Annotated in this window: 24 protein-coding genes and 9 pseudogenes; 30 read left to right on the forward strand and 3 right to left on the reverse strand. The window is 36.2% G+C overall.

What is annotated here, in order from left to right; all coding sequences use genetic code 11:
* Window positions 1-59 precede the first annotated feature (59 nt).
* The 3 genes and pseudogenes from M44_RS22030 (at window position 60) to M44_RS09620 (ending at window position 2,727) form a co-directional block, all read left to right on the forward strand.
* Window positions 60-975, forward strand: a pseudogene (locus M44_RS22030) (MerR family transcriptional regulator).
* Window positions 976-1,042: 67 nt separating this feature from the next.
* Entirely contained in the window at window positions 1,043-1,615 is a 573-nt protein-coding gene (locus M44_RS09615) for an adaptor protein MecA (protein ID WP_010173061.1), read from the forward strand.
* A 143-nt stretch (window positions 1,616-1,758) separates the two neighbouring features.
* Window positions 1,759-2,727: a YpdA family putative bacillithiol disulfide reductase gene (locus tag M44_RS09620; RefSeq protein ID WP_010173062.1), complete on the forward strand. Its 969-nt coding sequence runs from the start codon at window positions 1,759-1,761 to the stop codon at window positions 2,725-2,727.
* 206 nt (window positions 2,728-2,933) lie between these two features.
* Here M44_RS09620 and M44_RS29435 read toward each other — a convergent pair whose 3' ends face one another.
* Both M44_RS29435 and M44_RS29440 read right to left on the reverse strand, forming a co-directional pair.
* Window positions 2,934-3,257: an asparaginase/glutaminase gene (locus M44_RS29435; protein ID WP_010173063.1), complete on the reverse strand. Its 324-nt coding sequence runs from the start codon at window positions 3,255-3,257 to the stop codon at window positions 2,934-2,936.
* Between the two features lie 50 nt (window positions 3,258-3,307).
* Window positions 3,308-3,904, reverse strand: coding sequence for an asparaginase domain-containing protein (locus M44_RS29440; RefSeq protein ID WP_010173064.1), 597 nt, complete (start codon window positions 3,902-3,904; stop codon window positions 3,308-3,310).
* A gap of 91 nt (window positions 3,905-3,995) precedes the next feature.
* Between M44_RS29440 and prsW the strand changes: the two genes are divergently transcribed.
* From prsW to fni, 10 genes and pseudogenes are all read left to right on the forward strand, one after another.
* Complete coding sequence (gene prsW, locus M44_RS09630; protein WP_010173065.1) at window positions 3,996-4,676, forward strand: glutamic-type intramembrane protease PrsW; 681 nt, start codon at window positions 3,996-3,998, stop codon at window positions 4,674-4,676.
* Between the two features lie 110 nt (window positions 4,677-4,786).
* Window positions 4,787-5,746, forward strand: a complete 960-nt coding sequence (gene sleB / locus M44_RS09635; RefSeq protein ID WP_010173066.1) for a spore cortex-lytic enzyme — start codon at window positions 4,787-4,789, stop codon at window positions 5,744-5,746.
* A gap of 14 nt (window positions 5,747-5,760) precedes the next feature.
* On the forward strand, window positions 5,761-7,110 hold the full coding sequence (gene ypeB / locus M44_RS09640; RefSeq protein ID WP_010173067.1) for a germination protein YpeB: 1,350 nt from the start codon (window positions 5,761-5,763) through the stop codon (window positions 7,108-7,110).
* A 165-nt stretch (window positions 7,111-7,275) separates the two neighbouring features.
* Window positions 7,276-7,422: a flagellar brake domain-containing protein gene (locus M44_RS26955; RefSeq protein WP_010173068.1), complete on the forward strand. Its 147-nt coding sequence runs from the start codon at window positions 7,276-7,278 to the stop codon at window positions 7,420-7,422.
* Window positions 7,423-7,491: 69 nt separating this feature from the next.
* Window positions 7,492-7,926: a flagellar brake protein gene (locus M44_RS22040; RefSeq protein ID WP_010173069.1), complete on the forward strand. Its 435-nt coding sequence runs from the start codon at window positions 7,492-7,494 to the stop codon at window positions 7,924-7,926.
* A 54-nt stretch (window positions 7,927-7,980) separates the two neighbouring features.
* Window positions 7,981-8,127, forward strand: coding sequence for a DUF5359 family protein (locus M44_RS27335; protein WP_010173070.1), 147 nt, complete (start codon window positions 7,981-7,983; stop codon window positions 8,125-8,127).
* 150 nt (window positions 8,128-8,277) lie between these two features.
* Complete coding sequence (cmk, locus tag M44_RS09655; protein ID WP_010173071.1) at window positions 8,278-8,952, forward strand: (d)CMP kinase; 675 nt, start codon at window positions 8,278-8,280, stop codon at window positions 8,950-8,952.
* Window positions 8,953-9,013: 61 nt separating this feature from the next.
* The gene (locus M44_RS09660) at window positions 9,014-9,535 is read left to right on the forward strand and encodes a lysophospholipid acyltransferase family protein (RefSeq protein ID WP_010173072.1); all 522 of its coding nucleotides are present in this window, start codon (window positions 9,014-9,016) and stop codon (window positions 9,533-9,535) included.
* 125 nt (window positions 9,536-9,660) lie between these two features.
* Window positions 9,661-10,796: pseudogene (rpsA, locus tag M44_RS22045) on the forward strand (30S ribosomal protein S1).
* Between the two features lie 58 nt (window positions 10,797-10,854).
* Window positions 10,855-11,913, forward strand: a complete 1,059-nt coding sequence (gene fni, locus M44_RS09670) for a type 2 isopentenyl-diphosphate Delta-isomerase (RefSeq protein ID WP_010173077.1) — start codon at window positions 10,855-10,857, stop codon at window positions 11,911-11,913.
* A 48-nt stretch (window positions 11,914-11,961) separates the two neighbouring features.
* On the opposite strand, the gene M44_RS26185 is transcribed toward fni, so the two are convergent.
* The gene (locus M44_RS26185) at window positions 11,962-12,090 is read right to left on the reverse strand and encodes a YpzI family protein (RefSeq protein WP_010173079.1); all 129 of its coding nucleotides are present in this window, start codon (window positions 12,088-12,090) and stop codon (window positions 11,962-11,964) included.
* A gap of 102 nt (window positions 12,091-12,192) precedes the next feature.
* On the opposite strand from M44_RS26185, the gene M44_RS09680 reads away from it, so the two are divergent.
* From M44_RS09680 to ndk, 17 genes and pseudogenes are all read left to right on the forward strand, one after another.
* Window positions 12,193-12,576, forward strand: a complete 384-nt coding sequence (locus M44_RS09680; protein WP_010173081.1) for a YphA family membrane protein — start codon at window positions 12,193-12,195, stop codon at window positions 12,574-12,576.
* Window positions 12,515-12,808 (forward strand): YphA family membrane protein, encoded by a 294-nt coding sequence (locus M44_RS29930; RefSeq protein WP_420167106.1) that lies wholly within the window; start codon window positions 12,515-12,517, stop codon window positions 12,806-12,808. The genes M44_RS09680 and M44_RS29930 overlap by 62 nt, the downstream gene beginning before the upstream one ends.
* Window positions 12,801-13,696, forward strand: a pseudogene (locus M44_RS22050) (YIEGIA family protein). Before M44_RS29930 ends, M44_RS22050 begins: the two are co-directional and overlap by 8 nt.
* Window positions 13,693-13,878, forward strand: coding sequence for a capping complex subunit for YIEGIA (locus tag M44_RS09695; protein ID WP_010173086.1), 186 nt, complete (start codon window positions 13,693-13,695; stop codon window positions 13,876-13,878). The pseudogene M44_RS22050 and the gene M44_RS09695 overlap by 4 nt, the downstream one beginning before the upstream one ends.
* Before the next feature lie 188 nt (window positions 13,879-14,066).
* Window positions 14,067-15,376: pseudogene (gene der, locus M44_RS22055) on the forward strand (ribosome biogenesis GTPase Der).
* Between the two features lie 20 nt (window positions 15,377-15,396).
* Window positions 15,397-16,445: pseudogene (locus tag M44_RS22060) on the forward strand (NAD(P)H-dependent glycerol-3-phosphate dehydrogenase).
* Window positions 16,446-17,366: 921 nt separating this feature from the next.
* Window positions 17,367-17,567 carry a DUF2768 domain-containing protein gene (locus tag M44_RS09710; RefSeq protein WP_010173092.1) on the forward strand — a complete coding sequence of 67 codons (201 nt, stop codon included), beginning with the start codon at window positions 17,367-17,369 and terminating at the stop codon, window positions 17,565-17,567.
* A gap of 27 nt (window positions 17,568-17,594) precedes the next feature.
* Window positions 17,595-18,299: pseudogene (locus M44_RS22065) on the forward strand (hypothetical protein).
* Between the two features lie 188 nt (window positions 18,300-18,487).
* A complete protein-coding gene (gene spoIVA / locus M44_RS09725) occupies window positions 18,488-19,966 on the forward strand; it encodes a stage IV sporulation protein A (protein ID WP_010173094.1) in 1,479 nt (492 codons plus the stop codon).
* A 380-nt stretch (window positions 19,967-20,346) separates the two neighbouring features.
* Entirely contained in the window at window positions 20,347-20,619 is a 273-nt protein-coding gene (locus tag M44_RS09730; protein ID WP_010173096.1) for an HU family DNA-binding protein, read from the forward strand.
* A gap of 335 nt (window positions 20,620-20,954) precedes the next feature.
* Window positions 20,955-21,519, forward strand: a pseudogene (gene folE / locus M44_RS22070) (GTP cyclohydrolase I FolE).
* Window positions 21,520-21,675: 156 nt separating this feature from the next.
* Window positions 21,676-21,909, forward strand: coding sequence for a trp RNA-binding attenuation protein MtrB (gene mtrB, locus M44_RS09740; RefSeq protein WP_010173099.1), 234 nt, complete (start codon window positions 21,676-21,678; stop codon window positions 21,907-21,909).
* A 157-nt stretch (window positions 21,910-22,066) separates the two neighbouring features.
* Complete coding sequence (locus M44_RS28965) at window positions 22,067-22,420, forward strand: heptaprenyl diphosphate synthase component 1 (protein ID WP_010173101.1); 354 nt, start codon at window positions 22,067-22,069, stop codon at window positions 22,418-22,420.
* The gene (locus M44_RS28970) at window positions 22,368-22,847 is read left to right on the forward strand and encodes a heptaprenyl diphosphate synthase component 1 (protein ID WP_010173103.1); all 480 of its coding nucleotides are present in this window, start codon (window positions 22,368-22,370) and stop codon (window positions 22,845-22,847) included. Before M44_RS28965 ends, M44_RS28970 begins: the two co-directional genes overlap by 53 nt.
* A 17-nt stretch (window positions 22,848-22,864) precedes the next feature.
* A pseudogene (locus M44_RS22080) lies at window positions 22,865-23,557 on the forward strand (demethylmenaquinone methyltransferase); the annotation flags it as partial.
* Between the two features lie 20 nt (window positions 23,558-23,577).
* Complete coding sequence (gene hepT, locus M44_RS09755; protein ID WP_010173107.1) at window positions 23,578-24,540, forward strand: heptaprenyl diphosphate synthase component II; 963 nt, start codon at window positions 23,578-23,580, stop codon at window positions 24,538-24,540.
* Between the two features lie 97 nt (window positions 24,541-24,637).
* Window positions 24,638-25,083 (forward strand): annotated as a pseudogene (gene ndk, locus M44_RS22085) (nucleoside-diphosphate kinase).
* The last annotated feature ends 44 nt before the right edge of the window (window positions 25,084-25,127 follow it).

Consider the following 25,127-nt stretch of genomic DNA (forward strand, 5'->3'; position numbering starts at 1 on the left):
AAGACGTTCACTTGGTTATAATCTCAAGGGAAGGGTATTGTATGGACGGAGGCTGTATAATGAGAAAATCTGAAGGAAAATATAATATTAAGGCAATGGCACAAATGCTTGGAATACAGCCTGGTACGTTAAGGGCTTGGGAACGAAGATATCAAATGGTTGAACCTGTTCGAAATGATTCAGGGCATCGTTTATATACGGAAGAGCAATTAGAAAAATTGAAATGGCTTGTTGAAAAGGTAAACCAGGGATTTACGATCAGTCAGGCTGTGTCATTATTAGATAATCAAAAGTTTGTGGATTCATCTATTTTGGAGGAGGCACCAAGAAATAAGCCTCAAGAAATTTCTAATGAGTTAATGAACGCCTTGCTTTCTTTTGATGAAACGAAAGCGCATGAGTTAATTAATCAAGCTTTTGCCTTATACACAATGGATAAAGTGTTGATTGATGTATTAGGTAGCATACTCGTACAAATAGGAAACAAATGGGAGAATGGAGAAATTACGACAGCACATGAACATTTTGCAACGTCCATTTTACGTGCTAGAATAAGCACGATTATGCATTCATTTCCTCAAACTCTTTTTACCTAAAGTTGTAGCAGTGTGTGGACCAAATGAATGGCATGAATTGGGGTTATTAATTTTCACTCTCTTTTTGCGAAAAAAAGGCTTTGATGTTATCTATTTAGGCTCAAGTATTAAAGAAGGAGATATAGAAGTGGTTTTAGATACAGTAAAACCAAAATTATTATTTTTATCCGTCACGATATCTGAAAATGTGGAGTTGGCCTTACAGCTAACGGAGGATCTGTCAAACAAATATTCCACGCTTACAATTGGTTTAGGTGGATTTGCGATTGAGACAATGACTCGTGCTCATAAAGAAAAATACCAGTCTCACATTGTTGGTAGTAATCGAGAGCAGTGGGAAAGTTGGTTAATAAAAAAATTAAACATTCAAGCAAGTTAATAATTCACCTCATAATGTCTCTTACCATAGTATGTAGCATGTAGTATGGTAGGGGGCGTTTTTATTTATGAGGTTAGAACGCTTAGAAGATAATAAAATTAAATTTGACATAACGTATAAAGAGCTACAAGACAAAGGTGTAATGGAAAATGAAACATTAGGGACAACTAGAATGTGGCATGATTTCTTTGAAGAGCTCATGGAAACGGCTACGGTCGAACTAGGAGTCAGGTGGGAAGAATTTGTTTCCATCGAATTAATTTCACAAAACGATGAGGAAATTACATTAATTTTTACGGTAGAATCCTTTGGGGATGAAACATTCATGGACGAGTGGTTGCATGATCTTCCAAATGGACAGATTGATAACAAGAAAATATGGTGGCAATATGAAAATTTTGAAGACCTTCTTTCGTCCATTACTAGACTAACACATTCCTCCTCATCACTTTATGTGTACCAGAACATCTATTTCCTAGAATTAACGATAGATAGTCCATTAAGTAAAAAGATCATTCCTTTATTAGAGGAATTCGGTATCGAATCAAATGTCACAGAAAGTATGATGCTTGAATACGGAAAACTTCTTTGCGCGGAAAATGCCATTGAGACATTAACTAAATACTTTCATCGAGGATAGCACCTTTCAGTGATTGTTTGATTGAAACATTTAGAAAAATCTCCTATCATTAGTATAGTAGGTTAGATGTTTTACTAAACAAGATAAGTGTGCTATCTCTTTTTCAGAAGTAGCAAAGTGGAAGAAAGGATAGGTTCTACAAAATGAATAGACAAGAAGCCATCATTGTGGGCGGTGGACCATGTGGTTTAGCTGCTGCGATTTCTCTTAAAGAAGTTGGAATAAATCCATTAATTATTGAAAAAGGTAATATAGTGAATGCGATTTATCATTATCCAACTCATCAAACCTTTTTTAGTTCAAGTGAAAAACTTTCAATAGGAAATGTACCATTTATTATTGAAGAACGAAAGCCTAAACGTAATCAAGCTCTAGCTTACTACAGAGAAGTCGTAAAGCTGAAAGAGTTAATGATTAATCGTTTTGAAAAAGTAACCTCTATTGAAAAAGTAGGCGAAGATTTTCTTGTACAAACAACTAAAGATCATTATCAAACGAATCGGGTTATCATAGCCACTGGCTATTACGATTCCCCAAATCTTATGAATATCCCAGGAGAGAGTCTTCCTAAAGTGTTCCATTATTTCCATGAAGGACATCCTTTCTTTGATACGGATGTTGTCGTGATTGGAGGAAAAAATTCAGCTGTTGATGCAGCCCTCGAATTACATAAAGCGGGTGCTCGAGTAACCGTTATTTACCGAGGTGCAGAATATAGTAAGAGCATTAAGCCATGGATTCTGCCTGAATTTGAAGCTCTAGTAAGAAATGAAGAAGTAAAAATGGAATTCAACACAATTGTTTGTGAAATAACAGAAAATAGTGTGAGGTATGAAAAAGGTGGAGAATTTACAACCATTAAAAATGATTTTGTATTCGCTATGACGGGTTATCATCCAGATCACGCATTCCTAACAAAAATGGGTGTTCATATTGATGAGGTCAGTGGAAGACCTGAATTTGATCCAGAAACCATGGAAACCAATGTTCCCGGTATTTATATTGCTGGTGTTATAGCCGCAGGCAATAATGCAAATGAAATATTTATTGAAAACGGTCGCTTTCATGGAGGATTAATAGCACAATCTATACAAGTAAAGGCCTCAAAGTGAGGCCTTTACTCTTTTCTATGGCACTGTTAAAGAGTAATTGTAATTAATGTTGAATATCAGCAGTTTATTGGATAACAACGGAAAACACATCCTAGGGTTTGGTGGAAACCCCGCAGGCTTGCCGTGGACTTTGTAGGCTTCACCAACACCCCGCTGAATACCAAGTCATTTTGCAAAATTCAACAGTGTTATTACACAAAGATTTTTTATTGAAATGCTTCGTGTAAATATCGTATTTCTGAAGAAACTGATAATGCTAGAAGCAATTTGATTCGTGCCTTTTGGCCGTTTAATCCATTACAGAAAATCACGCCTTCTTCTTTTAATCTCTTTCCTCCGCCTTCATAATCATATACATCTTGGACAATACCATTAAAGCATCTGGACACTAAGACGATAGGTATTTGACTCTCTCTTAAGGACTGAATCCCTTGAATGGCGGAAGGTGGAAGATTTCCTTGACCTAGCCCCTCAATGACGACCCCATCATACTGTAGTTCTTTTAGACATAGGATTAAGTCGGAATCCATCCCAGTATAAGCCTTTAATAAAGCTACTTTATGATTTAAATGATAATCCTTTATAACAATAGATTTGTTAGGAGAATGATGAAAAATGATTTTCTTTTTTTTGTCACAAGACCAATTGGACCATGTTGTGGGCTCTGAAATGTTGCAACATTACTCGTATGGGTTTTTGTTACGTTTAGAGCACTATGTATTTCATCATTTAATACGACTAACACACCTTTATTTCTGGCTTGATCACATGTTGCTACGCGAATGGAGGTGATAAAGTTGTATAGTCCGTCAGACCCTATTTCATTACTAGATCTCATCGCCCCTGTTACCACGATGGGGATGGAAATATCTAACGTAGTATCTAGAAAATAGGCAGTTTCTTCTAATGTGTCTGTTCCATGCGTAATCACAACGCCATCAATAGAGTTCTTCTCCATTTCGGAAAGAATAAGAGTATGAATTATGTGCATTTTTTCTGGAGTCATATGTGGAGAAGGTACATGAAACAACTCAAAGGTTGTAAAATTAGCTAAATCAGAAATTTTAGCGTTTTTAGATAATTGATTTTCATTTCCAATCATAACAGACCCTGTGTCCATATCTTCATACATGGAAATGGTACCTCCAGTATGAATAATTAATAAATGTTTTTTCATATATTTTCCCCCTTAAATTCTTGTTGAGTCGTTTTCAATCTCTACATTCCATGATACGATGAAAGAAACAAAGAGAAAAGAGGATTAGTGAATGTTCATCCTTTTATCCGCTGGAATTGCTCCCGGTTTAGCATTTCTAAGCTATTTATATCTAAAAGATGACTATGACAAAGAGACAGCAAAAAATATATTTTTTGCATTCATTTACGGTGCCCTTGTAACGTTTCCTATTATGTTCATTCAATCTGTCTTAGCTTATGAAGGCTTCACCTTTAGTCCCTTGACTGATGCATTTATTTACTCAGCTTTGCTAGAAGAGTTTTTTAAATGGTTTATATTATTTTTCTTAATAGTCTCTATGATTAAGCTTCAGGATTCATACGATGGAATTGTAATGGGAGCAAGTGTTTCATTAGGCTTTGCTTCTGCTGAAAATTTTTTATATTTATTATCTAATGGGATAGAAACGGCTTTTGGTAGAGCACTTTTTCCTGTTTCTAGTCATGCTTTAATAGGGATTGTAATGGGTTATTATATAGGGAAATTTGCTAGTAAACAAACAAATCCTAAAGAAATACAATTCTTATTTCTATCTTTATTCATTCCCGTTTTCCTTCATGGTTCTTATGATTATCTTATTTTAACTCATCTGAAAGACTGGCCCTATTATGTTCTTCCTTTCATGTTTTTTCTATGGTGGTTTGCATTAAGAAAAGTGAAAAATGCTCATCAATTAATGACAGTAGAAACACTTAAGTCACCTTACAAATAAAGAGGTATAACGATCCTAGTGATCGTTATACCTCTTTATTTTCTTTAGAATAATTTCTACAAGTTTACAAACACTAGGGATAGGTAACTACAAGAGTTGGAGGTTTCAGGATGGTTATTAAAACAAATCGATTATTCATTCTATTTATCTTGTGTTTATTTGTACCAAACGGTCTTCAATCGAATAATCACCATGTTGCAGAGGCTTTTTCTAATCAAGTCGTCCAACATGGTGCTGTGGGTGAAGACGTTGTAGAATTACAAGCTAGACTACAATATATAGGATTCTATAACGGTAAAATTGATGGAGTATTTGGATGGGGTACATACTGGGCTGTAAGAAACTTTCAATATGAATTTGGAATGGAAGTGGATGGGTTTGTAGGTGAGGAAACAAAAAATAAGCTAGTAAAAGCAAGTAAGTATAATAAACAATTTGTTCAAGACCAAATTAACAGTGGAAAAAAATTCACTCATTACGGCGGGGTGGACTTAGAAAAACAAAAGCAGCCTTCTAAATCTTCACCAGAAAAACAAAAGACAGGTGAGGCCCAAGGAAAGCAGGAACAAACAGCACAACAGCCAGCGGAACAGCCAGCGGAACAGCCTAAGGAACAGCAAAAGGAACAACCAAAAGATCAACAGAATGAGCAAGCGGAAAACCAAGAAGAAGATACGAGCGGAAAGCCAACAAGCGTCAATACACCAAGCGGATTTTCTCAAAATGATATTCAATTAATGGCAAATGCAGTTTATGGAGAAGCTCGAGGAGAGCCATATGAGGGACAAGTTGCTGTAGCGGCGGTCATATTGAATCGTGTCGAGAGTCAATCTTTTCCTAATACAGTGTCAGGAGTAATATTTGAACCTGGTGCGTTTACAGCGGTGGCAGATGGGCAAATATGGCTTACACCGAACGAAAAGGCTAAAGAAGCTGTTATTGATGCGATGAACGGATGGGATCCATCTGAAAATGCTTTATATTATTTTAATCCTGTAACAGCAACAAGTGATTGGATATGGTCTAGACCGCAAATTAAGCAAGTTGGTAAACATATATTCTGTTATTAAGAAGGGATGATAGCATGATAAGAGGAATTTTAATTGGTGTGTTATCCCTAGGCGTTATTGGGACAGCATACTGGGGATACCAAGAGCACCAAGAGAAAAATGCCATTTTAATTAATGCAGAAAATAACTATCAAAGGGCATTTCATGACTTAACCTATGAAATAGATTTACTCAATGACAAGATAGGGACAACTCTTGCCATGAACTCGGATAAATCATTATCCCCTGCATTAGCTGAAGTTTGGAGAATAACTTCAGAAGCTCACAATGATGTGGGGCAATTACCTTTAACACTATTACCATTTAATAAGACAGAAGAATTTCTAGCGAAAATAGGCGACTTTAGTTATCGTACAGCTGTTAGAAATTTAAATGATAATCCGTTATCAGATGAAGAATTTGCTACATTAGAGACACTCTATGAACAAAGTGGAGAAATTCAGAATGAATTAAGAAATGTTCAGCATTTAGTGATTGAGAATAATCTTCGATGGATGGATGTAGAGTTAGCATTAGCTACAAATAAAGAACCCGTGGATAACACGATCATCGATGGATTTAAAACGGTTAGAAAAAATGTAGAAGGATATGAAGAAACAAATGTAAATAACACATCTTTCTTGACCATACAAAAGAAAATAAATAATCTAGAAAACTTAAAAGGAAATAAAATTACTGAAAATGAAGCAAAGAAAATTGCCAAAAAATATACTGGTGAAAATGATGTAAATAAAATGAGAGTAACGAAAAACGGTGACGGTGCAAAATATCCGTTTTACAGTGTGTCAATGATTTTAAATGACGGCGCGGAAGCAAGTATGGATATTACAGAAGTCGGAGGATATCCAATTTGGTACATTAATACAAGGGAAATAAAAGAACAGCAAATAAGTTTAAATGAAGGAATAGAAAATGCAAAGAAATTCCTGAAGGAAAGAGATTTTGAGAATTTAGAGTTATTTGAAAGTGCTCAGTTTGAAAATACAGGTGTCTTATCATTTGTTACCGTTATAGATGGTATTAGAATCTACCCAAATAGTATCAAAATGAAAGTGGCACTAGATAACGGACAGGTAATAGGTTTCACTGGAGATGACTATTTACGTAACAATAAAGAGAGAACAGTTGCAAAACCGGTTCTTTCAAAAGAAGAAGCAAAAGAGTACATTAATAAAAAAGTGGAAATTATGGAGGATCGTCTCGCTGTTATTGTCAATGACTTAAATGAAGAAGTTCTTTGCTTTGAATTCTTAGGTGTTCTTGGAAATGATACTTATCGTATCTTTATCAATAGTGAATCCGGAATTGAAGAAAAAGTAGAGAAACTTCAAAATGCAGAACCTATTTATAATGATGTTCTTTAAAAAAGAGATAGTATGAAGCTACCCAATAAATTTTGGGTAGCTTTTTGTCAATCGCACTATTCGTTTTTACATAAATTCAACAGAAGAAATATAGCCAATTGATTAAAATAATGCCATAATATAGGTAGAAAAGTCTGCAATCAATTGGTAGGGAAGTGTGTATTTGTGATAAAAGTAGGAACCTCATTAATGTTAGAAACAATCCATACTGAACCTTTAGAGCGATATAAATGCAAAGTAGTAGAAGTGGATGATGCAAAAATTTACATTGATTATCCCATACAGGTAGAGACAAATAAGACCGTTTTTTAATAGATGGAACACAACTAAAAGCAAGCTTTGTTCAAAATCAATCACCTTTCTTTTTTCAAACAGAGGTTCTTGGAAGAACAAAAAAAACCAATTCCAATGATATTTTTAAACGATCCAGGTACAGATGAATACGTTAAAGTTCAACGAAGACAATTTGTTAGAATAGATGCTTCAGTAGATGTATCTATCGAATTGACTGATACTTATTTTGTACCAACAATAACAGACGATATTAGCGCTGGAGGCTGTGCTGTTCTATTGCCTGCCGGTGTCGAGTTGCCCTCTGGTATGAATGTTTCCCTATATTTGGTACTACCAATGAATACTGGTGAGAGTCATTACCTTTCTCTAAAAGGAGAGATCATTCGCACTTTTAATAAGGAAGAACGAGCCATAACATCCATAGAATTTAGGGATTTAGATGAAGGAGCAAGACAAACCATTTTACGTTTTTGTTTTGATCGTCAACTAGCCTTAAGAAAAAAAGGACTTTTAGAAATTTGAATGAATTCATTGATGAAACTCATACTAATCATAAAAAGTATGGGAGGAAATAGTATGAAAAATTTTGAACGAATGTTAATTAAAATTGTCATTGTGCAATTTTTCCTATTACTATTTGTTCAATTTTTTTTGCTTCAACGGGATGAACTATCAACACTTCAAAAATTACGTATTATGAAGGTGTGTTTAATCACAACGTAAAGGAAGTTATAGAAGTTCAAGGCCATGAGTATGATGAGGGTAAGTAGGTTTCATTGCATCCTATAATGAACAGGATTCTAAATATATCAACAGGGCTATTTATGGTAGAATATATAAGTATTTTAATATTGAAAGATGTGGTGTCATATGATGGAAAAGAAAATAAGGATTGCAATAGACGGACCAGCTGCGGCCGGAAAAAGTACAGTGGCAAAAATTTTAGCAGAAAAATTACAATTTGTTTATGTAGATACAGGTGCGATGTATCGTGCGCTTACATATAAGGCTCAGCAAGATGGTCTATCGTTAGAAAATGATGAACAAGTTACAGAATTACTAAAATCAATCATGATTACATTAAGTCCACGGACAAATGGACAGTTGGTTCTACTTAACGACTTCGATGTAACGGAATTAATTAGAACCCCTGAAGTGACAAATTCAGTGTCGATTGTGGCTAAGCATGCTGGAGTTAGAAAAGAGATGGTAGAAAGACAACAGGAGCTTGCTAAAGAGGGCGGAGTCGTTATGGACGGCAGAGACATAGGCACTCACGTCATTCCAGATGCCGAAGTGAAGATCTTCTTGCTCGCAAGTGTCACGGAGCGTGCGCAAAGACGCCATGAAGAAAATTTAATTAAAGGATATTCTTCAGATTTAGAGAAATTAGTAGAAGAGATTGCGACTAGAGACAAACTCGATTCAGAACGTGAAATTTCTCCATTAAAAAAAGCAGAAGATGCGATTGAAATAGATACGACATCTTTAACTATTGAGGAAGTGGTGGAACGAATTTTACAAGTTGCAAAAGAGAGGATGGAATAGATGAATTTTTTATTCCTTTGCAAGGGGTGTAGTCAAAGTTGTACTATCTCCAATTTATCCAGTGAAAGTGATTGGACACGAGCATTTCCCGAAAACGGAAGGCGTTCTTCTTTGTAGTAACCATATTGATAATTTAGATCCTCCAATTGTAGGTATTACTGCACCAAGACCTGTATCATTTATGGCAAAAGAAGAATTGTTTAATGTTCCTATTTTAGGAAATGTCGTAAAAAGACTTAAAGCATTTCCCGTTAAAAGAGGTATGAGTGACCGAGAAGCATTAAGGGTGGGCTTAAAGCTATTAAAAAATGGTGAGGTTTTAGGTTTGTTTCCAGAGGGAACAAGAAGCAAAGATGGTAGTCTCGGTAAAGGTCTAGCTGGAGCAGGTTTCTTTGCATTAAGGTCAAATGCGGCAGTTGTTCCTTGTGCCATCATCGGTCCATATAAACCTTTTAAGAGGCTAACTGTTGTCTACGGTAAACCAATTGACATGGACTCTCTTAGAGAACAAAAAGCTTCCGCTGAAGATGCTACTGAAGTTATTATGAATAGCATCAAAGAGCTTATTGACCACCATTCCTGAATGTGTCTCGCTTGACAAATCTTTAGATTTATTAGAAGTTTATAGAAAGAATAAAAATAGTAAACAAGTGGCAATTATGCTCATTCAATATGATAAGCGTAGTCATGGATTAAGGAGGAGTACATATGTCTGAAGAAATGAACAATGTTGAAGTTTCAAGCTTTGAAGTTGGTGAAAAGGTGAAAGGAACTGTAACCAAGGTTGAAGAAAACAAGTACTTGTAGACGTTGAGGGTAGTAAGGTAGATGGTATTATTCCAATCAGTGAACTATCAAGTCTACATATTGAAAAAGCTTCTGACGCAGTCCAAGATGGTGATGTCTTAGAACTGATCGTCACAAAGGTTGAAGAAGAACTTTTAGTGTTATCTAAGCGTAAAGTAGATGCTGAAAAAGCATGGGAAGAGATGGAGCGCAGATATCAAGAAGGGGAAGTATTTGAAGCAGAGGTTAAAGACGTAGTGAAAGGCGGTTTAGTGGTAGACCTTGGAGTAAGAGGTTTCGTACCAGCTTCACTGGTAGAAGATTACTACGTAGAAGATTTCTCTGACTATAAAAATACATCATTAACATTTAAAATTGTTGAATTGGATCAAGAGAAAAATCGCTTAATCCTTTCTCATCGTGCCGTTGTAGAGTCAGAAAAAGAACAAAAGAAAAAGCAGCTTCTAGAGTCCCTAAAGCAAGATCAAGTGCTAGAAGGCACAGTCCAACGAATTACGGACTTTGGTGCATTCGTAGATATAGGTGGAGTTGATGGCCTTGTGCATATTTCTCAACTATCTCATGAACATGTTGAAAAACCTACTGATGTTGTGGCAGAAGGTCAAGCAGTGAAGGTTAAAGTCTTATCGGTTGACCGAGATAATGAGCGAATTTCTTTATCAATTAAAGAAACACTACCTGGACCTTGGAGTGAAATTGCTAATCGTGCTTCAAAAGGCTCTGTTCTAGAAGGAGAAGTTAAACGAATTGTATCATATGGTGCATTTATTGAACTTTTCCCAGGAGTTGAAGGGTTAGTTCATATTTCTCAATTATCCCATAAGCACGTTGGTACACCTCATGAGGTGTTACAAGAAGGTCAAAGCGTTAAGGTAAAAGTTCTTGATGTAAACGAAGATGACCAACGCCTATCATTAAGTATTAAAGAATTAGAAGAAAAACCAGTTCAAGAAGTAGAAAAATATGAATTACCAGAGGAAAACAGTGGTTTTCAACTTGGTGAAATGATTGGTGACAAATTAAAAGATTTAAAATAATCACTTTGTTAATAGCTATATGTTTAACAGACTCAAAATGATAAAGATGGTGATTTAGTTGTCGAGAGCACAGAGGAAAAAAGATCATATTGAACATGCGCTAAACATAGGTCAATCTGGTTTAACAGGTTTTTCTGATATTTCCTTTGTTCACCAAAGCTTACCGAATACATCACTTGATGACATTAATATTCATACAAAAATAGGCGAACTTTTTATAAGTTCGCCTATTTACATCAATGCAATGACTGGTGGCGGAGGGGAACATACACTTCAAATTAATAGAAATCTGACAGAGGTTGCAAAACATGCTGGTATACCTATCGCTGTTGGCTCCCAGATGGCAGCAATAAAAGATGCGGAGGAAAAGAAAACCTTTGAGATTGTTAGAAAGTATAATCCTAATGGGATTGTTTTTGGTAATCTAGGCAGTGAAGCTACGGTTGATCAGGCAAAAGCCGCTGTCGATATGATTGAAGCCGATGCATTACAAATACATCTGAATGTATTACAGGAATTAACAATGCCAGAAGGGGATCGATCATTTGTCGGGGCTCTACATAGAATTGAAAACATTGTACAATCTATTGACGTACCTGTTATAGTGAAAGAAACAGGATATGGTATTAGTAAAGAAACAGCGGAATTATTGAGAGGTACAGGTATAAGCGCAATTGATGTTGGAGGTTTTGGTGGTACAAACTTTTCATCAATTGAAAATGCTAGAAGGAATAGAAGTCTTCCTTTCTTTGAGAACTGGGGGATTCCAACCGCTGCTTCGATAGTGGAAGCCGCCCAGCAAAGTATACCTGTATTATCTTCAGGTGGTATTAGAGATAGTGAAAGCATACTTAAATCATTGGTACTAGGTGCCAAAGCAGTAGGTTTATCAGGATTCTTCTTAAAAATTTTAATGGATGATGGGCAAACAGCTCTGTTAGAAGAAATTTCTTGTATGTTAGATGAACTAAAAATGATGATGTGTGCACTAGGTGCAAATCAAGTTCAAGAATTACAACAGGTACCTATCGTGATAAGTGGAAGCACGTACCACTGGCTCAAAGTAAGAGGCTTATCTCCAGAGCAATATAGTACTAGAATACCTCCAAGACATTAAAGTAAGCTGGTAATGATACCAGCTTTTTTTTGTTTGCAATGGTTCTAATTATCCTCTTTGATGATCTCTAGCCTCGTCAGGTGTATCTAACTTAGTCGCACCAGGATATTTTAATGACTGGTCCCGGTCAGATTCAACCTTCCCCTTTAACTTTTTCTCTTGTCTATCTTTACCCATCTTTCAACCACCTCCTACTAATTAATTTGCTCGTATCTTAATTTCTCATTCTTGAATGTTTTTCTTTCTTTTATCCTATAATGAGCGTAGGGAGGGAGTTTTGTGAACGGTTATTATTTTTTGTTTGTTGCTGGGCACTTTTTTATTTATTCCACGTTTCTTATGGAAAAGCAGTCATCTCACCGAGTAGGACTAGCTTTGAGTTCGCTTATTGCCATCATTGTATCTCCATTTTATATATATATTGGCAGTATCCAAATTTCATGGTCTTCTTTTATGATTCTGTTTTATTTTCTTTTTCGCTTGCAAGAAATGTACTTAAAAGAAAAACTATATATTTTAATAACATCTATTGGATTGAGTATGCTATATAGTGGGTTACATCTTATCGAGTTATACGACCCAGTTATGATCATGATTAATCGTGACTTATTTTATTATTTTTGTTTGTGTTTGTTATGGACTTATATTATTTTCCATAAGTGAATGGGCTTCTTGTTTATGTACATTATATATTGGTTCCTTTATTGGAGAAGTAGTGATTTACTACGTTTTAAACTCTTTAGGTTTTCAATATGTGGTAGCTGACATGAGCTACTTAGATATCTTCTCAGTTTGTTTAATCCTACTCGCCTCCACAGGAAAGATAGCTGAAATCATGAAAGAATTAACGCATCATATTTTAACGAACAAGGAGAATACAGCCTACTATGAATGAGTACACATATCCCATTATTTTTGGTGTTGTAGTTGGAACGTTAACAAGAATGTATATGCTGCGAACGGATTATAGACAATATCCAACGTACCTACATGGGAAAATTATCCATCTTGCGTTAGGTTTCATCGCAGCCGGGCTAGGAACCGTAGCAGTTCCATCCATTATGGAGGAGGAATTTACGGCCATTACTTTTCTAACTCTTGCTGCATCACAGTTTAGAGAGGTTAGAAATATGGAAAGAGGTACGCTTGGTGCACTCGATGAGTTTGAACTTGTTCCAAGGGGAACTACATATATTGAAGGGATTGCCATCGCTTTTGAAAGTCGAAACTATTTGGTTATCCTCACTTCCTTTTTAACAACGTTAGCGTATATATTATTTAGCGCAATCGGAGCGGTTGTGGTAGGAATTCTTTCATTAGTCATTTCAAGAAAGCTTATGAGTGGAGGAAGACTTGGTGACATCGTAGACGTAGAGTATATTGAGCCCACATTTGAAGGGGCTGGGTTATATGTAGATAATATTTATATTATGAATATAGGTTTACATGCTCGACAAGAAGAGGTATTACGATACGGAATGGGATTTATTCTTAAACCGAAGAACTTTAATTCTCGCTCGACCATCGCCAACTTAGGTCAAAGACAAGCGATCCTTCATGATGTTTCTACAGCACTTGGGGTTTACAGAGATTCGGGAACACCAGCTCTAGTACCATTAGCAAAAAGAGATTTAGATGACGGTAGAGTAGGGGTGTTTGTATTACCACAAGAAAAAACATTGAGAAAGCAATAGAGATCATTAAGAATGTACCCACACTAGAAAATGCGATTCGAATGCCAAGTGAAAGAAAGTCTATTGAGAAAGGAAGCGATCTTTCATGACGCTAGACAAATACATATTAGCTGCCATTACAACGAATAAAGAAAAAGTACCTAGTGGAACCTGTGTGTTTTATTGTGAATCCGATGAAGAACTTCAATCTATTTCAGCGAATTTAGAAGCCATTTTAGACGGTATTGCCCATCGATTAACGAAGGAGCTCTATATAATTGTCAAGCATTAATGATGAATCTCCATTGCTAGTTTTCACTTTACTTGGTAAAATAACGTAGGCAACCCTTCAGAAAGAAGGGTTTTCATATTTAAAAATGTGTAAAGTAAAAAGTTCTATTGAGTAGCGATTTATAGAAACAGTCAAACTGATCATATAAGCGTATCGTAATAGAGTAATGAAGAGAGGGTGTTTAAGGAATGGCTAAACCCGTCATTGCCATAGTAGGTCGTCCAAATGTAGGAAAGTCTACCATTTTTAATCGAATTGTAGGAGAGAGAATCTCCATTGTTGAGGATGTTCCAGGAGTAACAAGAGATCGGATTTATAGCTCAGGAGAGTGGCTAAATCATGAGTTTAATATTATCGATACGGGTGGTATCGAGATTGGTGACGAACCATTTTTAGAACAAATTCGTCAACAAGCTGAAATTGCAATTGATGAAGCAGATGTTATTATCTTTATGACGAATGGTCGTGAAGGAGTTACCGCTGCCGATGAGCAGGTAGCTAAAATACTGTATAAAACGAAAAAACCAGTCGTACTAGCTGTTAATAAAGTAGATAATCCTGAAATGAGAGAACTAACATATGACTTTTATTCTCTAGGGTTTGGAGAACCCTTTCCTATTTCAGGTTCGCACGGTATTGGGCTAGGTGATCTACTGGATGCAGCAGCTGAACACTTCCCTAAAGGTCAAGATCGTGATTACGGGGATGAAGTGATTAAATTCTCATTAATTGGGCGACCAAATGTAGGAAAATCCTCATTAGTTAATGCTATACTTGGGGAAGATCGAGTCATTGTTAGTGATATAGAAGGAACGACTAGAGATGCAATCGATTCTATATTTACATTCAATGGTTCTCCGTATGTAATTATTGATACAGCTGGTATAAGAAAAGAGGGAAAGTATACGAAACAACTGAGAAATATAGTGTGCTTCGTGCTTTACGAGCAATTGAACGTTCTGACGTTGTATTGGTAACGATTAACGGAGAAGAGGGTATCAGAGAGCAAGATAAAAAAATTGCTGGTTATGCCCATGATGCAGGGAGAGCCATAATTATTGTCGTGAACAAATGGGACGCTGTGGAAAAAGATGAAAAAACCATGAAAGATTTTGAAGAAAAAATTCGTGAAAACTTCCAATTCCTTGATTATGCTCCTATTGTGTACTTATCTGCCTTAACAAAAAAGAGAATTCATACATTGATGCCAGTGATTAACCAAGCTAGTGAAAATCATGCGCTCCGCGTCCAGTCTAGTATATTAAACGAAGTTATTACCGATGCAGTGGCAATGAATCCAGCACCAACAGATAAAGGGAAACGATTACGTATCTATTATGCAACCCAAGTTTCCGTTAAACCACCAACCTTTGTTGTATTCGTAAATGAGCCTGAATTAATGCATTTCTCTTACGAAAGATTCTTGCAAAATAGATTACGTGAAGCATTTGGTTTTGAAGGTACTCCTATTAGAATATTAACGAGAGCTAGAAAATAATTAAGTATGGGGGGACAAATATGAACTCCACGAAAGATATTACGATACTAGGTGCAGGAAGTTGGGGGACTGCTCTTGCCCTTGTACTAGGGGACAATGGTCATAGGGTGAGATTGTGGGGCCATAATGCTCAACATATGGATTCGATCCGTTCGGATAAACGCAATCAAAAATACCTTCCCGAAATTGAACTTCCTGACAGCATAGAGCCAACGTCGGATTTAAGTTGGGCAATCAGTGGTGTTGAACACATCGTCATCGCAGTTCCAACAAAGGCAATACGTGAAGTATTACAAAAAGTGCTGCCCCTTTTAAATAGAGACGTGATTGTAACTCATGTTAGCAAAGGAATTGAGCCAGATACTCATCTTAGAATCTCTGAAATTATAGAAGAAGAGTTAATAACACCGTTTTAAAAGGAGTTGTTGTCCTATCTGGACCAAGCCATGCTGAAGAGGTAGGTTTAAGACATCCAACTACTGTTACGGTTTCTTCTAAGGATCTTACAATTGCTGAGGAAGTACAAGATCTTTTTATGAACTCTTATTTTAGAGTCTATACAAATGCTGATGTCATAGGTGTAGAAATAGGTGGAGCATTAAAGAATATTATCGCACTTGCTGCAGGAATTACAGATGGATTAGGGTATGGTGATAATGCAAAGGCAGCATTAATTACCCGAGGTCTAGCTGAAATTGCTCGAATAGGTACGAAAATGGGGGCAAACCCTTTAACATTCTCAGGTCTTACAGGTATAGGCGATTTAATTGTAACTTGTACTAGCGTACATTCCCGAAATTGGAGGGCAGGGAATATGCTAGGTAAAGGTTTATCCATTGAGGAAGTTCTAGACAAGATGGGAATGGTTGTAGAAGGAATTAGGACGACTAAAGCGGCGTATCAATTATGTGAGAAATACGAGGTGGATATGCCTATTACAACTGTACTTTACCACGTTTTATTTGATGGTGTGAGTGCCAAAGAAGGCGTTGATCAACTTATGGGTCGGATGAAGAAGCATGAAATGGAAGAATTATTCAATGTTCTTGATCAGAAACTAGAAAATTAGGCAGATGAAGTAGACATCATTTGTTTTCATCACATATACTACCACGAATACAATACAGTAATGCCGTGGATGGGTAGGATTGTATCGTTGAATTGAACCAAAGGATAAGCCCCTATCCTTTGGTTCTTTTTATGGCTGTCTTCTAAAAGAGTGTTGTAGTGGAACGAGTAAACAAAAGTAATTAGGATTTTTGAAGCGAATAGTGCATGGCTTCAGCGGAATTAAAGGGACAGAGAAAAGTGTAAGCGGCTCGTTCAGACCCGATTGGCGTAGAGGGGGCATCCAGAAAGGCGTTCTTTGCCTTTTTGGAGGTCACGGCTACGACTAGAGGGTTTAGCCGCTAAAACTGGACAGGTGAGAACCTGCAGGAGCGATAGCGACGTGGACTCTGAATAAACATCTTTAAAATTACACCTCAGGCAGTAAAACCGTCAGCATTTTCAAAGAGGCTCACCGCCAGTAGGAACTCGAGTGCCATTCGCGGAGATCAACCGAATATATTGGAAATTAGCACCAAAATTTTCGAAAGTATCCTTTTATAGTCCGTGTTGAATATTTTTGTAATATAATCTTTTTTAGAGCATTTATACGCCATGTGTAAATAGCGTTTGATGGAAAAGTAGAAGCACCACCCTAGCAGGATAGCACTCCTTCCTAGGTATAAAGCTAGATAATAAAGTTTAGAGGTCATTTAGCTTGATTGACCATAGATAATCTTCCTACTATCTTCAGCACACTAGAATCATACGTAGCATTTTCAGGGAAGATGTTCGAATCACTCTTAGATTGCGAAGACATATTGCAGAAAACATCAGGGTACACAAAAAAGCCTATTAAAAAAATGTGGGAATAGGTTGAGTCCTTTCAAGTCTATTAAAATATGATATAATACTTGACGAATAATTAGGAGGAGGAAATTTTATGTCTTCAATGATGAAAATGTGGATTTCATTTGCTTCAATGGGATTCATGTTTGTTTCAATATTAATTATCTTTTTGAGTCGTTATAAACTGAATAATAAAATCCTTAAATTTACTACTGCTCTCATTGCTTATTTATTGATGATTAGCGGTGGTTTAATGATGATTTATATCGTGTTTAGTGGTCCAACAGGTGTATAGAACTAGTGACCATTTAGGAGGAAAAATATGAAGAAACTGCTTATTGCTCTTTTACTTTGTACTAGCACATTCTTAACTGGTTGCTTGTATCCAACAGGTGAACTTTCTCAAAATCAAGTAGCTTATGAAGATCAGATAATAGGGGTTCAAAACGCAGTGGATCAATTTCAAGATGCAGAAGCTGGATTGCTCCCAATTAAAACTAAAGATAATGATACGCCAATTTTTTTAAAGTACCAATTGACTTTAATAAAGTGGTTCCTCGTTTTCTCTCAGCAGCACCGGGTAATGCCTTTGAGCAAGGAGGCGTATTTCAATATGTATTAATACATGTAGAGGAGGACCCTACTGTCAAGATACTAGATGTACGTATTGCAGAAAAGATAAGAGAAATTAAAATACGTATTCAAACAACGGGTTATCCACCTTTTAAAAAAATAATTAGTGGCAATGTGTATACTCTAGACTTTAAAGAATTAGGCTATGAAGAAGATCCTTTTGTTGTAAGCCCATACACACAAAATAATCTACCTTTTGTGATTGACGGGACAGGTGAGATTTATGTTGACTATTCCTCAGACCTATATTTAAAGCTACAAGAAGAAGTGAAAGATGTTCGACAAGGTGAGGATATTCGATCTATTCTATATGAGGACTCTTATTTTTGTCCCAGCCTTCTCTCTTCCTTATACGATAAATGAAAATAATGAACCTGTGTTTTTAATCCAATAGTCATATCCCTTCTCTTACTAAATATATTGTAGGAGAAGGGATTTTTTGATTTACATACCTTCTATTTCATAAAGTTATATGATTTTTAATTTGATAGGCATAAGCAAGTAGGACAACGTCATATGTATAAAGTGTGAAGGCGATTATACGGATGAAAGTCCTGATGTATAAAGATGGGAGGGAATCTCTTGGAAAAGGTGGACTTATTTAAAGATATTGCAGAACGTACTGGAGGAGACATTTATCTAGGAGTAGTAGGAGCCGTTAGAACAGGTAAATCTACATTTATTAAAAAATTTATGGAATTAGTTGTGATTCCAAACATTGCGAATGAGTCTGAGAGAGCAAGAACACAGGATGAATTGCCACAAAGTGCTGCAGGAAAAACAATTATGACAACAGAACCTAAGTTTGTTCCAAATCAAGCTGCAACTGTTGCTGTTGATGAAGGTTTAGAAGTAAATATTCGTTTAGTGGATTGCGTTGGGTATACTGTTCCTGGAGCTAAAGGATATGAAGATGAAAATGGTCCAAGAATGATTAATACACCTTGGTATGAAGAACCGATACCATTTCATGAAGCAGCTGAAATTGGCACTCGTAAAGTAATCCAAGAACATTCAACGATTGGGGTAGTCGTAACAACGGATGGTTCAATCGGAGAGATACCTAGAGGGGATTATGTTGAGGCTGAAGAACGTGTTATTGAGGAGTTAAAAGAAGTAGGAAAGCCATTTATTATGGTCATTAACTCCACACGTCCTCATCATCCTGAAACAGACCAATTACGATTAAAGCTTCAAGATAAATACGATATTCCAGTTCTTGCTATGAGTGTAGAGTCCATGAGGGAAAGCGATGTCCTAAATGTCCTTCGTGAAGCATTATTTGAGTTTCCGGTGCTTGAAGTAAATGTGAACTTACCTAGCTGGGTAATGGTCTTAAAAGAAGAACACTGGCTTCGTGAAAGCTATCAAGAAGCTGTTAAAGAAACCGTGAAAGATATAAAAAGATTACGAGATGTTGATCGCGTGGTCCAGCATTTCACTGAATTTGAATTTATTGATCATGCAGGGCTAGCAGGAATTGAAATGGGTCAAGGAGTTGCAGAAATTGATCTTCATGCCCCGGATGAATTATACGATCAAGTCTTAAAAGAAATCGTTGGCGTTGAAATTAGAGGACGTGACCACTTGTTAGAGCTAATGCAAGATTTCTCTCATGCCAAAACGGAATATGACCAAATTTCAGATGCTTTAAAAATGGTAAAACAAACGGGTTACGGAATTGCAGCTCCGTCTTTAGCAGATATGAGCCTAGATGAGCCAGAGATCATTCGACAAGGTTCTAGGTTTGGCGTCAGATTAAAGGCAGTTGCCCCGTCCATTCACATGATTAAAGTGGATGTGGAATCTGAATTCTCACCAATTATAGGAACAGAGAAACAAAGCGAAGAACTTGTAAGGTATTTAATGCAAGACTTTGAAGATGACCCGCTTTCCATTTGGAATTCTGATATTTTCGGAAGATCTCTTAGCTCCATAGTTAGAGAGGGAATCCAGGCAAAATTATCACTAATGCCTGAAAATGCTCGATATAAACTAAAAGAAACGTTAGAAAGAATTATTAATGAGGGATCTGGTGGATTAATCGCCATAATCTTATAAATATGCTCGAAAGCCTATTTTATAGGCTTTTTTTTATGGGAAATGATGTTTAATTTTATGAGAGGGTGGAAAAACAGAGGGAGTGGAACTCGTAGAACAAAAGAGAAAAGGATTATTTTTATGAAAAAATGTTAAGGAATTCTTAATTTTTCCCCCAAAAAGCTAGATTATATGCAAAGATTCCCATAAATTCTATAAATATTCTTGCGAACCTAATTTTTATGTGATAATCTTTTAACAGAATTACTGATGAACCTTGATTCGACAGGTTTTTATTAGGATTCTTACATAACCATGTATATAATAATCATATTTTGTTTACAGTGGTAACAACAACTGATGGTTATTGAATAATTCCCTTTTGGGAGGAGGTGAATGGCATGAACAAGACAGAACTTATTAACGCAGTAGCAGAAGCAACAGAACTTTCTAAGAAAGATGCGACTAAAGCTGTTGATGCCGTATTTGAATCAATTCAAAACGCTCTAGCGAACGGTGATAAAGTACAACTTATCGGATTTGGTAACTTCGAGGTACGTGAGCGTTCTGCTCGTAAAGGGCGTAACCCACAGACTGGTGAAGAAATCGAAATCGCAGCAAGCAAAGTACCTGCATTTAAACCAGGGAAAGCTCTTAAAGACGCTGTAAAATAATCCTACATATAGTATTGAGGATGAGAACCACACATGTTGAATGTGTGGTTTTTTTGTATAATCTATGAAACGTGTAGACAAAATGAAAAGCTTCTTCCTACTACTTAATTCCTGTTTCCATCCTTCTTGAGAGTATGCTATTATTATCAATAGTCTTTATCAACGATCAAGTGAGATTGAGTTTGCTAAAATATAGAAGATATGTGGAAGACCGATACATGAATTCTAGTAAGTTTCCCTCACATAAGCTAACGATGCGTAAGGGTAATTTTTTTTACCTACTTACTAGATGATATAAAAGGTAGTTTGTCTACAGCAAGGTAGGAGTGGAGAAAGTGAAAGAAGTAAATCGTGAACAAATTGAACAGGCAGTTCGATTAATCATTGAAGCAGTTGGGGAAGATCCTAATAGAGAAGGATTAGTAGATACACCAAAACGCGTAGCTAAAATGTATGAAGAAGTTTTTTCAGGATTAAACGAAGATCCTAAAGAGCATTTTGAAACCGTTTTTTCTGAAGAACATGAAGAATTAGTTTTAGTAAAGGATATCCCTTTTTATTCTATGTGTGAACATCACCTTGTCCCTTTTTTTGGAAAAGCGCATGTAGCTTATATACCAAAGGATGGTCGTGTTACTGGATTAAGTAAGTTAGCCAGAGCGGTTGAAGTGATCGCAAAACGTCCTCAACTTCAAGAGAGAATCACTGCAACGGTAGCTGATTCTATTATGGAAAAACTCCTACCTCATGGTGCAATGGTAATGGTAGAGGCTGAGCATATGTGTATGACTATGAGAGGTGTAAAAAACCTGGTGCCTCTACAATAACCACCGCTGTAAGAGGTGTTTTGCTGACGATCCAACCAAAAGGGCAGAGATTTTTGCACTAATTAAAAACTAAAAACATCTGAAATGATAAAATGAAGAGATGGAATGTTGAAAAGCATAATCCTTCTCTTTACACTATTTTTATCTAGGTGAAGTTGAAATAGTAGGATGAATTCTAAGAAAGCGGAGCCATTTCTAGTGTATATGCTAAGAAGGAGTGATCTTTAAGATGAAACCAACCAACGATTTTGTTGTAATAAAAGCAGAAGAGGATAGCGTGAATGTTATAGGTCTTACTAGGGGTACAGATACGAGGTTTCATCATTCGGAAAAATTAGATCGTGGAGAAGTGATGATTGCTCAGTTTACAGAGCATACCTCCGCCATTAAAGTTAGAGGAAAAGCTCAAATTTTAACAAGCTTCGGAGAAGTTCAAAGCGATTCAAAACACTCATCAAGCTGATTAGAAGTAATCAGCTTTATTTATATCATCAAGGTGTATAGAAACATCTTAAAGAAGCAGTACTATTAGAAATTTTCTGTAGTAGTATGATATAATAAGTGTTGCTTTTAAAGAAGACGAATATAGTTCTACATAAAAAGAAATGGGGATTCAAGGTATGGAAGTTACAGCAATCATTGAAAAAATAAAAACCTACACAAATGAAAAGCTAGCGCATTCCTATTTGCAACAGTACTTGGATTCTCCAGAACTTGATGAAGATAAAGTGTATTTTTTAACACTTCCATTCCCTTTTCATATATCAGAGGAACAAATTAAAGCCATTTCAACCACATTGTTGATTGAAGTTGCTCTTGAAACCCATGAAAGTATTCGTAATCAAAACAGTGAACAATTTAAAGAACAACAATTAACAGTTCTTGCGGGTATTTATTTTAGTGGTTTGTACTATCAGATTCTTGCTAAGGAAAGAAAATTTAAACCTTGTAAAGTACCTAGCTTCTGGTATTAAGGAAATCAATGAGGTAAAGATATCACTTTATAAAAAAGGAACAGATTATCACGACATCTTTCAATCACTTATTAAACTAGAGACGGCATTAATTAAAAGAGTGTTTGAGTTTTATAATCACCATCCTTTTCATCCAGTTTTAGAAAATGTACTGTTCTTTAAAAGACTCATGAAAGAACAAGAGCTTTTCCATAAAGGTGAAGAATCTGTCCTATTTAGAGCACTATTAAAAAGCTCGGAGGATAAAGGGACTGATAGTAAGCGTTTGGTTATGAATATGGTTATGGATAAAATAATGGAATTAAGATCAGTGATTGTTAGGCAGATAAATTTGGATCCGAAATTTTCTACTATCTTAAAGGATCGAATTCTCACAATCATTCATGAGCCAACCTTACCTTTGAAAACACTAGCAGAGGAAGGATAATATGACAAAACAATCAAAAGAAACAAAAAGTACATGGTGTTTTCGAATCAATATCTACTGATTATGATAAGATGAACGGTATTATTAGCTTTCAATTACATAAAAAGTGGCGGAAAGATACAATGAACAAAATGAAGGTACCAAAAGGTGCTAAAACGTTAGATGTTTGCTGTGGAACCGCTGATTGGACACTTGCTCTCGGAGATGCAGTAGGTGAAACAGGCGAAGCTGTTGGTTTAGACTTTAGTCAAAATATGCTAAGTGTAGGAAAACAAAAAGTGGAAGCATCTGATATGAAACAAGTAACACTCATTCATGGAAATGCTATGGAATTACCTTTTGAAGATAACACATTTGATTATGTAACCATTGGGTTTGGCCTGCGTAATGTACCAGACTATTTACAAGTTCTAAAAGAAATGAATAGAGTACTAAAGCCTGGAGGTATGGCCGTTTGTTTAGAAACTTCCCAACCAACACTTCCTGGCTATCGACAAGCATTCTACTTCTACTTCCGTTATATCATGCCGTTTTTTGGGAAGATATTCGCGAAAAGTTTTTCTGAATATTCTTGGTTACAGGAATCTGCCAGAGATTTTCCTGGAATGAAAGAATTAGCGGGTCTATTTAAAAAGGCTGATTTTAAAGATGTTTATTATAAATCCTACAGCGGCGGGGCTGCGGCAGTACATATTGGATACAAAAAATAGGTAAAGCTAGGTGGTTTGACATGAAGTTAGCACAATATTATTCCTTCCTCCATCAAGATATCAACATAATTGAGGAAGAATTACAACAGGCTATTTCTTCATCCTCACAAACGTTAAATGAGGCATCCTTGCATTTACTTCAAGCTGGTGGGAAGAGAATACGCCCGGTTTTTGTCCTTCTTGGAGGGAAATTTGGCGAATATAATATTGATGTAGTGAAGAATGTTGCTGTGTCCTTAGAACTTATTCACATGGCTTCACTAGTTCTGGACGATGTAATTGATGATGCAGAAATAAGACGAGGAATTCCAACTGTTAAATCACAATGGGACAATAAAGTCGCTATGTATACCGGGGATTATATTTTTGCTAGATCGCTTGACTACATGTTAAACATTCCAAATCCAGAGGCACATAAAATACTTTCTGATGCAATTGTAGAAGTATGCAAGGGAGAAATAGCGCAAATAAAAGACAAATACTTATTTGAGCAGAGTTTAAGAGATTATTTGAGAAGAATTAAACGCAAGACTGCATTGTTAATTGCCGTTAGCTGCCAGTTAGGAGCCATTGTGTCTGGAGCTCCTCGGGAAGTCCATGAACGGTTATACAGGTTTGGTTATTATGTTGGTATGTCTTTTCAAATTATTGATGATATTTTAGATTTTACCGCTACGGCAGATGAGCTAGGAAAACCAGCAGGTGGAGATTTACTTCAAGGAAACATTACGCTTCCTGTATTATTTGCGATGGAAGACCCTACTTTAAGACAACAAATTACGTTGGTACATGAAAACATTTCATCAGATGAATTACAAACAATTATTGTCAATGTCAAAAATTCTGATGCCATTGAACGATCTCACCAGGTAAGTCAACAGTACCTTAAGAAAGCCATTCAAGAATTAAGGCACCTTCCTAAAAACAAAGCGAAGTCTACCTTAAGGGATATTGCAACCTATTTAGGAAAAAGAAAATATTAGAAAATTATGAATGAAAACGTTGTCAAAATAATAAAAGAGTGTTACCATTTTCTTTGGGTAGAATAATATCCTACATACATAACAAAGGGTGGAGAAAATGGAACAGACTTTTTTAATGGTTAAACCGGACGGTGTACAAAGAGGGTATGTTGGCGATATCGTTTCTCGTTTTGAGAAAAAAGGCTTTCAGCTTGTTGGGGCCAAGTTGATGACCATTTCATCTGAATTAGCTGAAGAACATTATGCAGAGCATAAAGAAAGACCATTTTTCGGTGAATTAGTAGAATTCATTACTTCTGGTCCGGTTTTGCTATGGTTTGGCAAGGAGAGAACGTCATTGCTACAGCACGCACAATGATGGGGAAAACCAATCCTCAAGAGGCAGCACCTGGAACAATTCGTGGAGATTTTGGTATTTCAATGGGGAAAAATATTATTCACGGATCTGATTCTCCGGACAGCGCAAAAAGAGAAATTGGTTTATTCTTAGAAGAAGGTAATTTAAACGAATACAGCAAAGTGACAAATGAATGGATCTATTAATCGTTTAACTGACTAGAATAACTTCTAGTCAGTTTTTTTCTTGT

This window comes from Bacillus coahuilensis m4-4, assembly GCF_000171615.1.
GTDB classification, from domain to species: domain Bacteria; phylum Bacillota; class Bacilli; order Bacillales; family Bacillaceae_K; genus Bacillus_T; species Bacillus_T coahuilensis.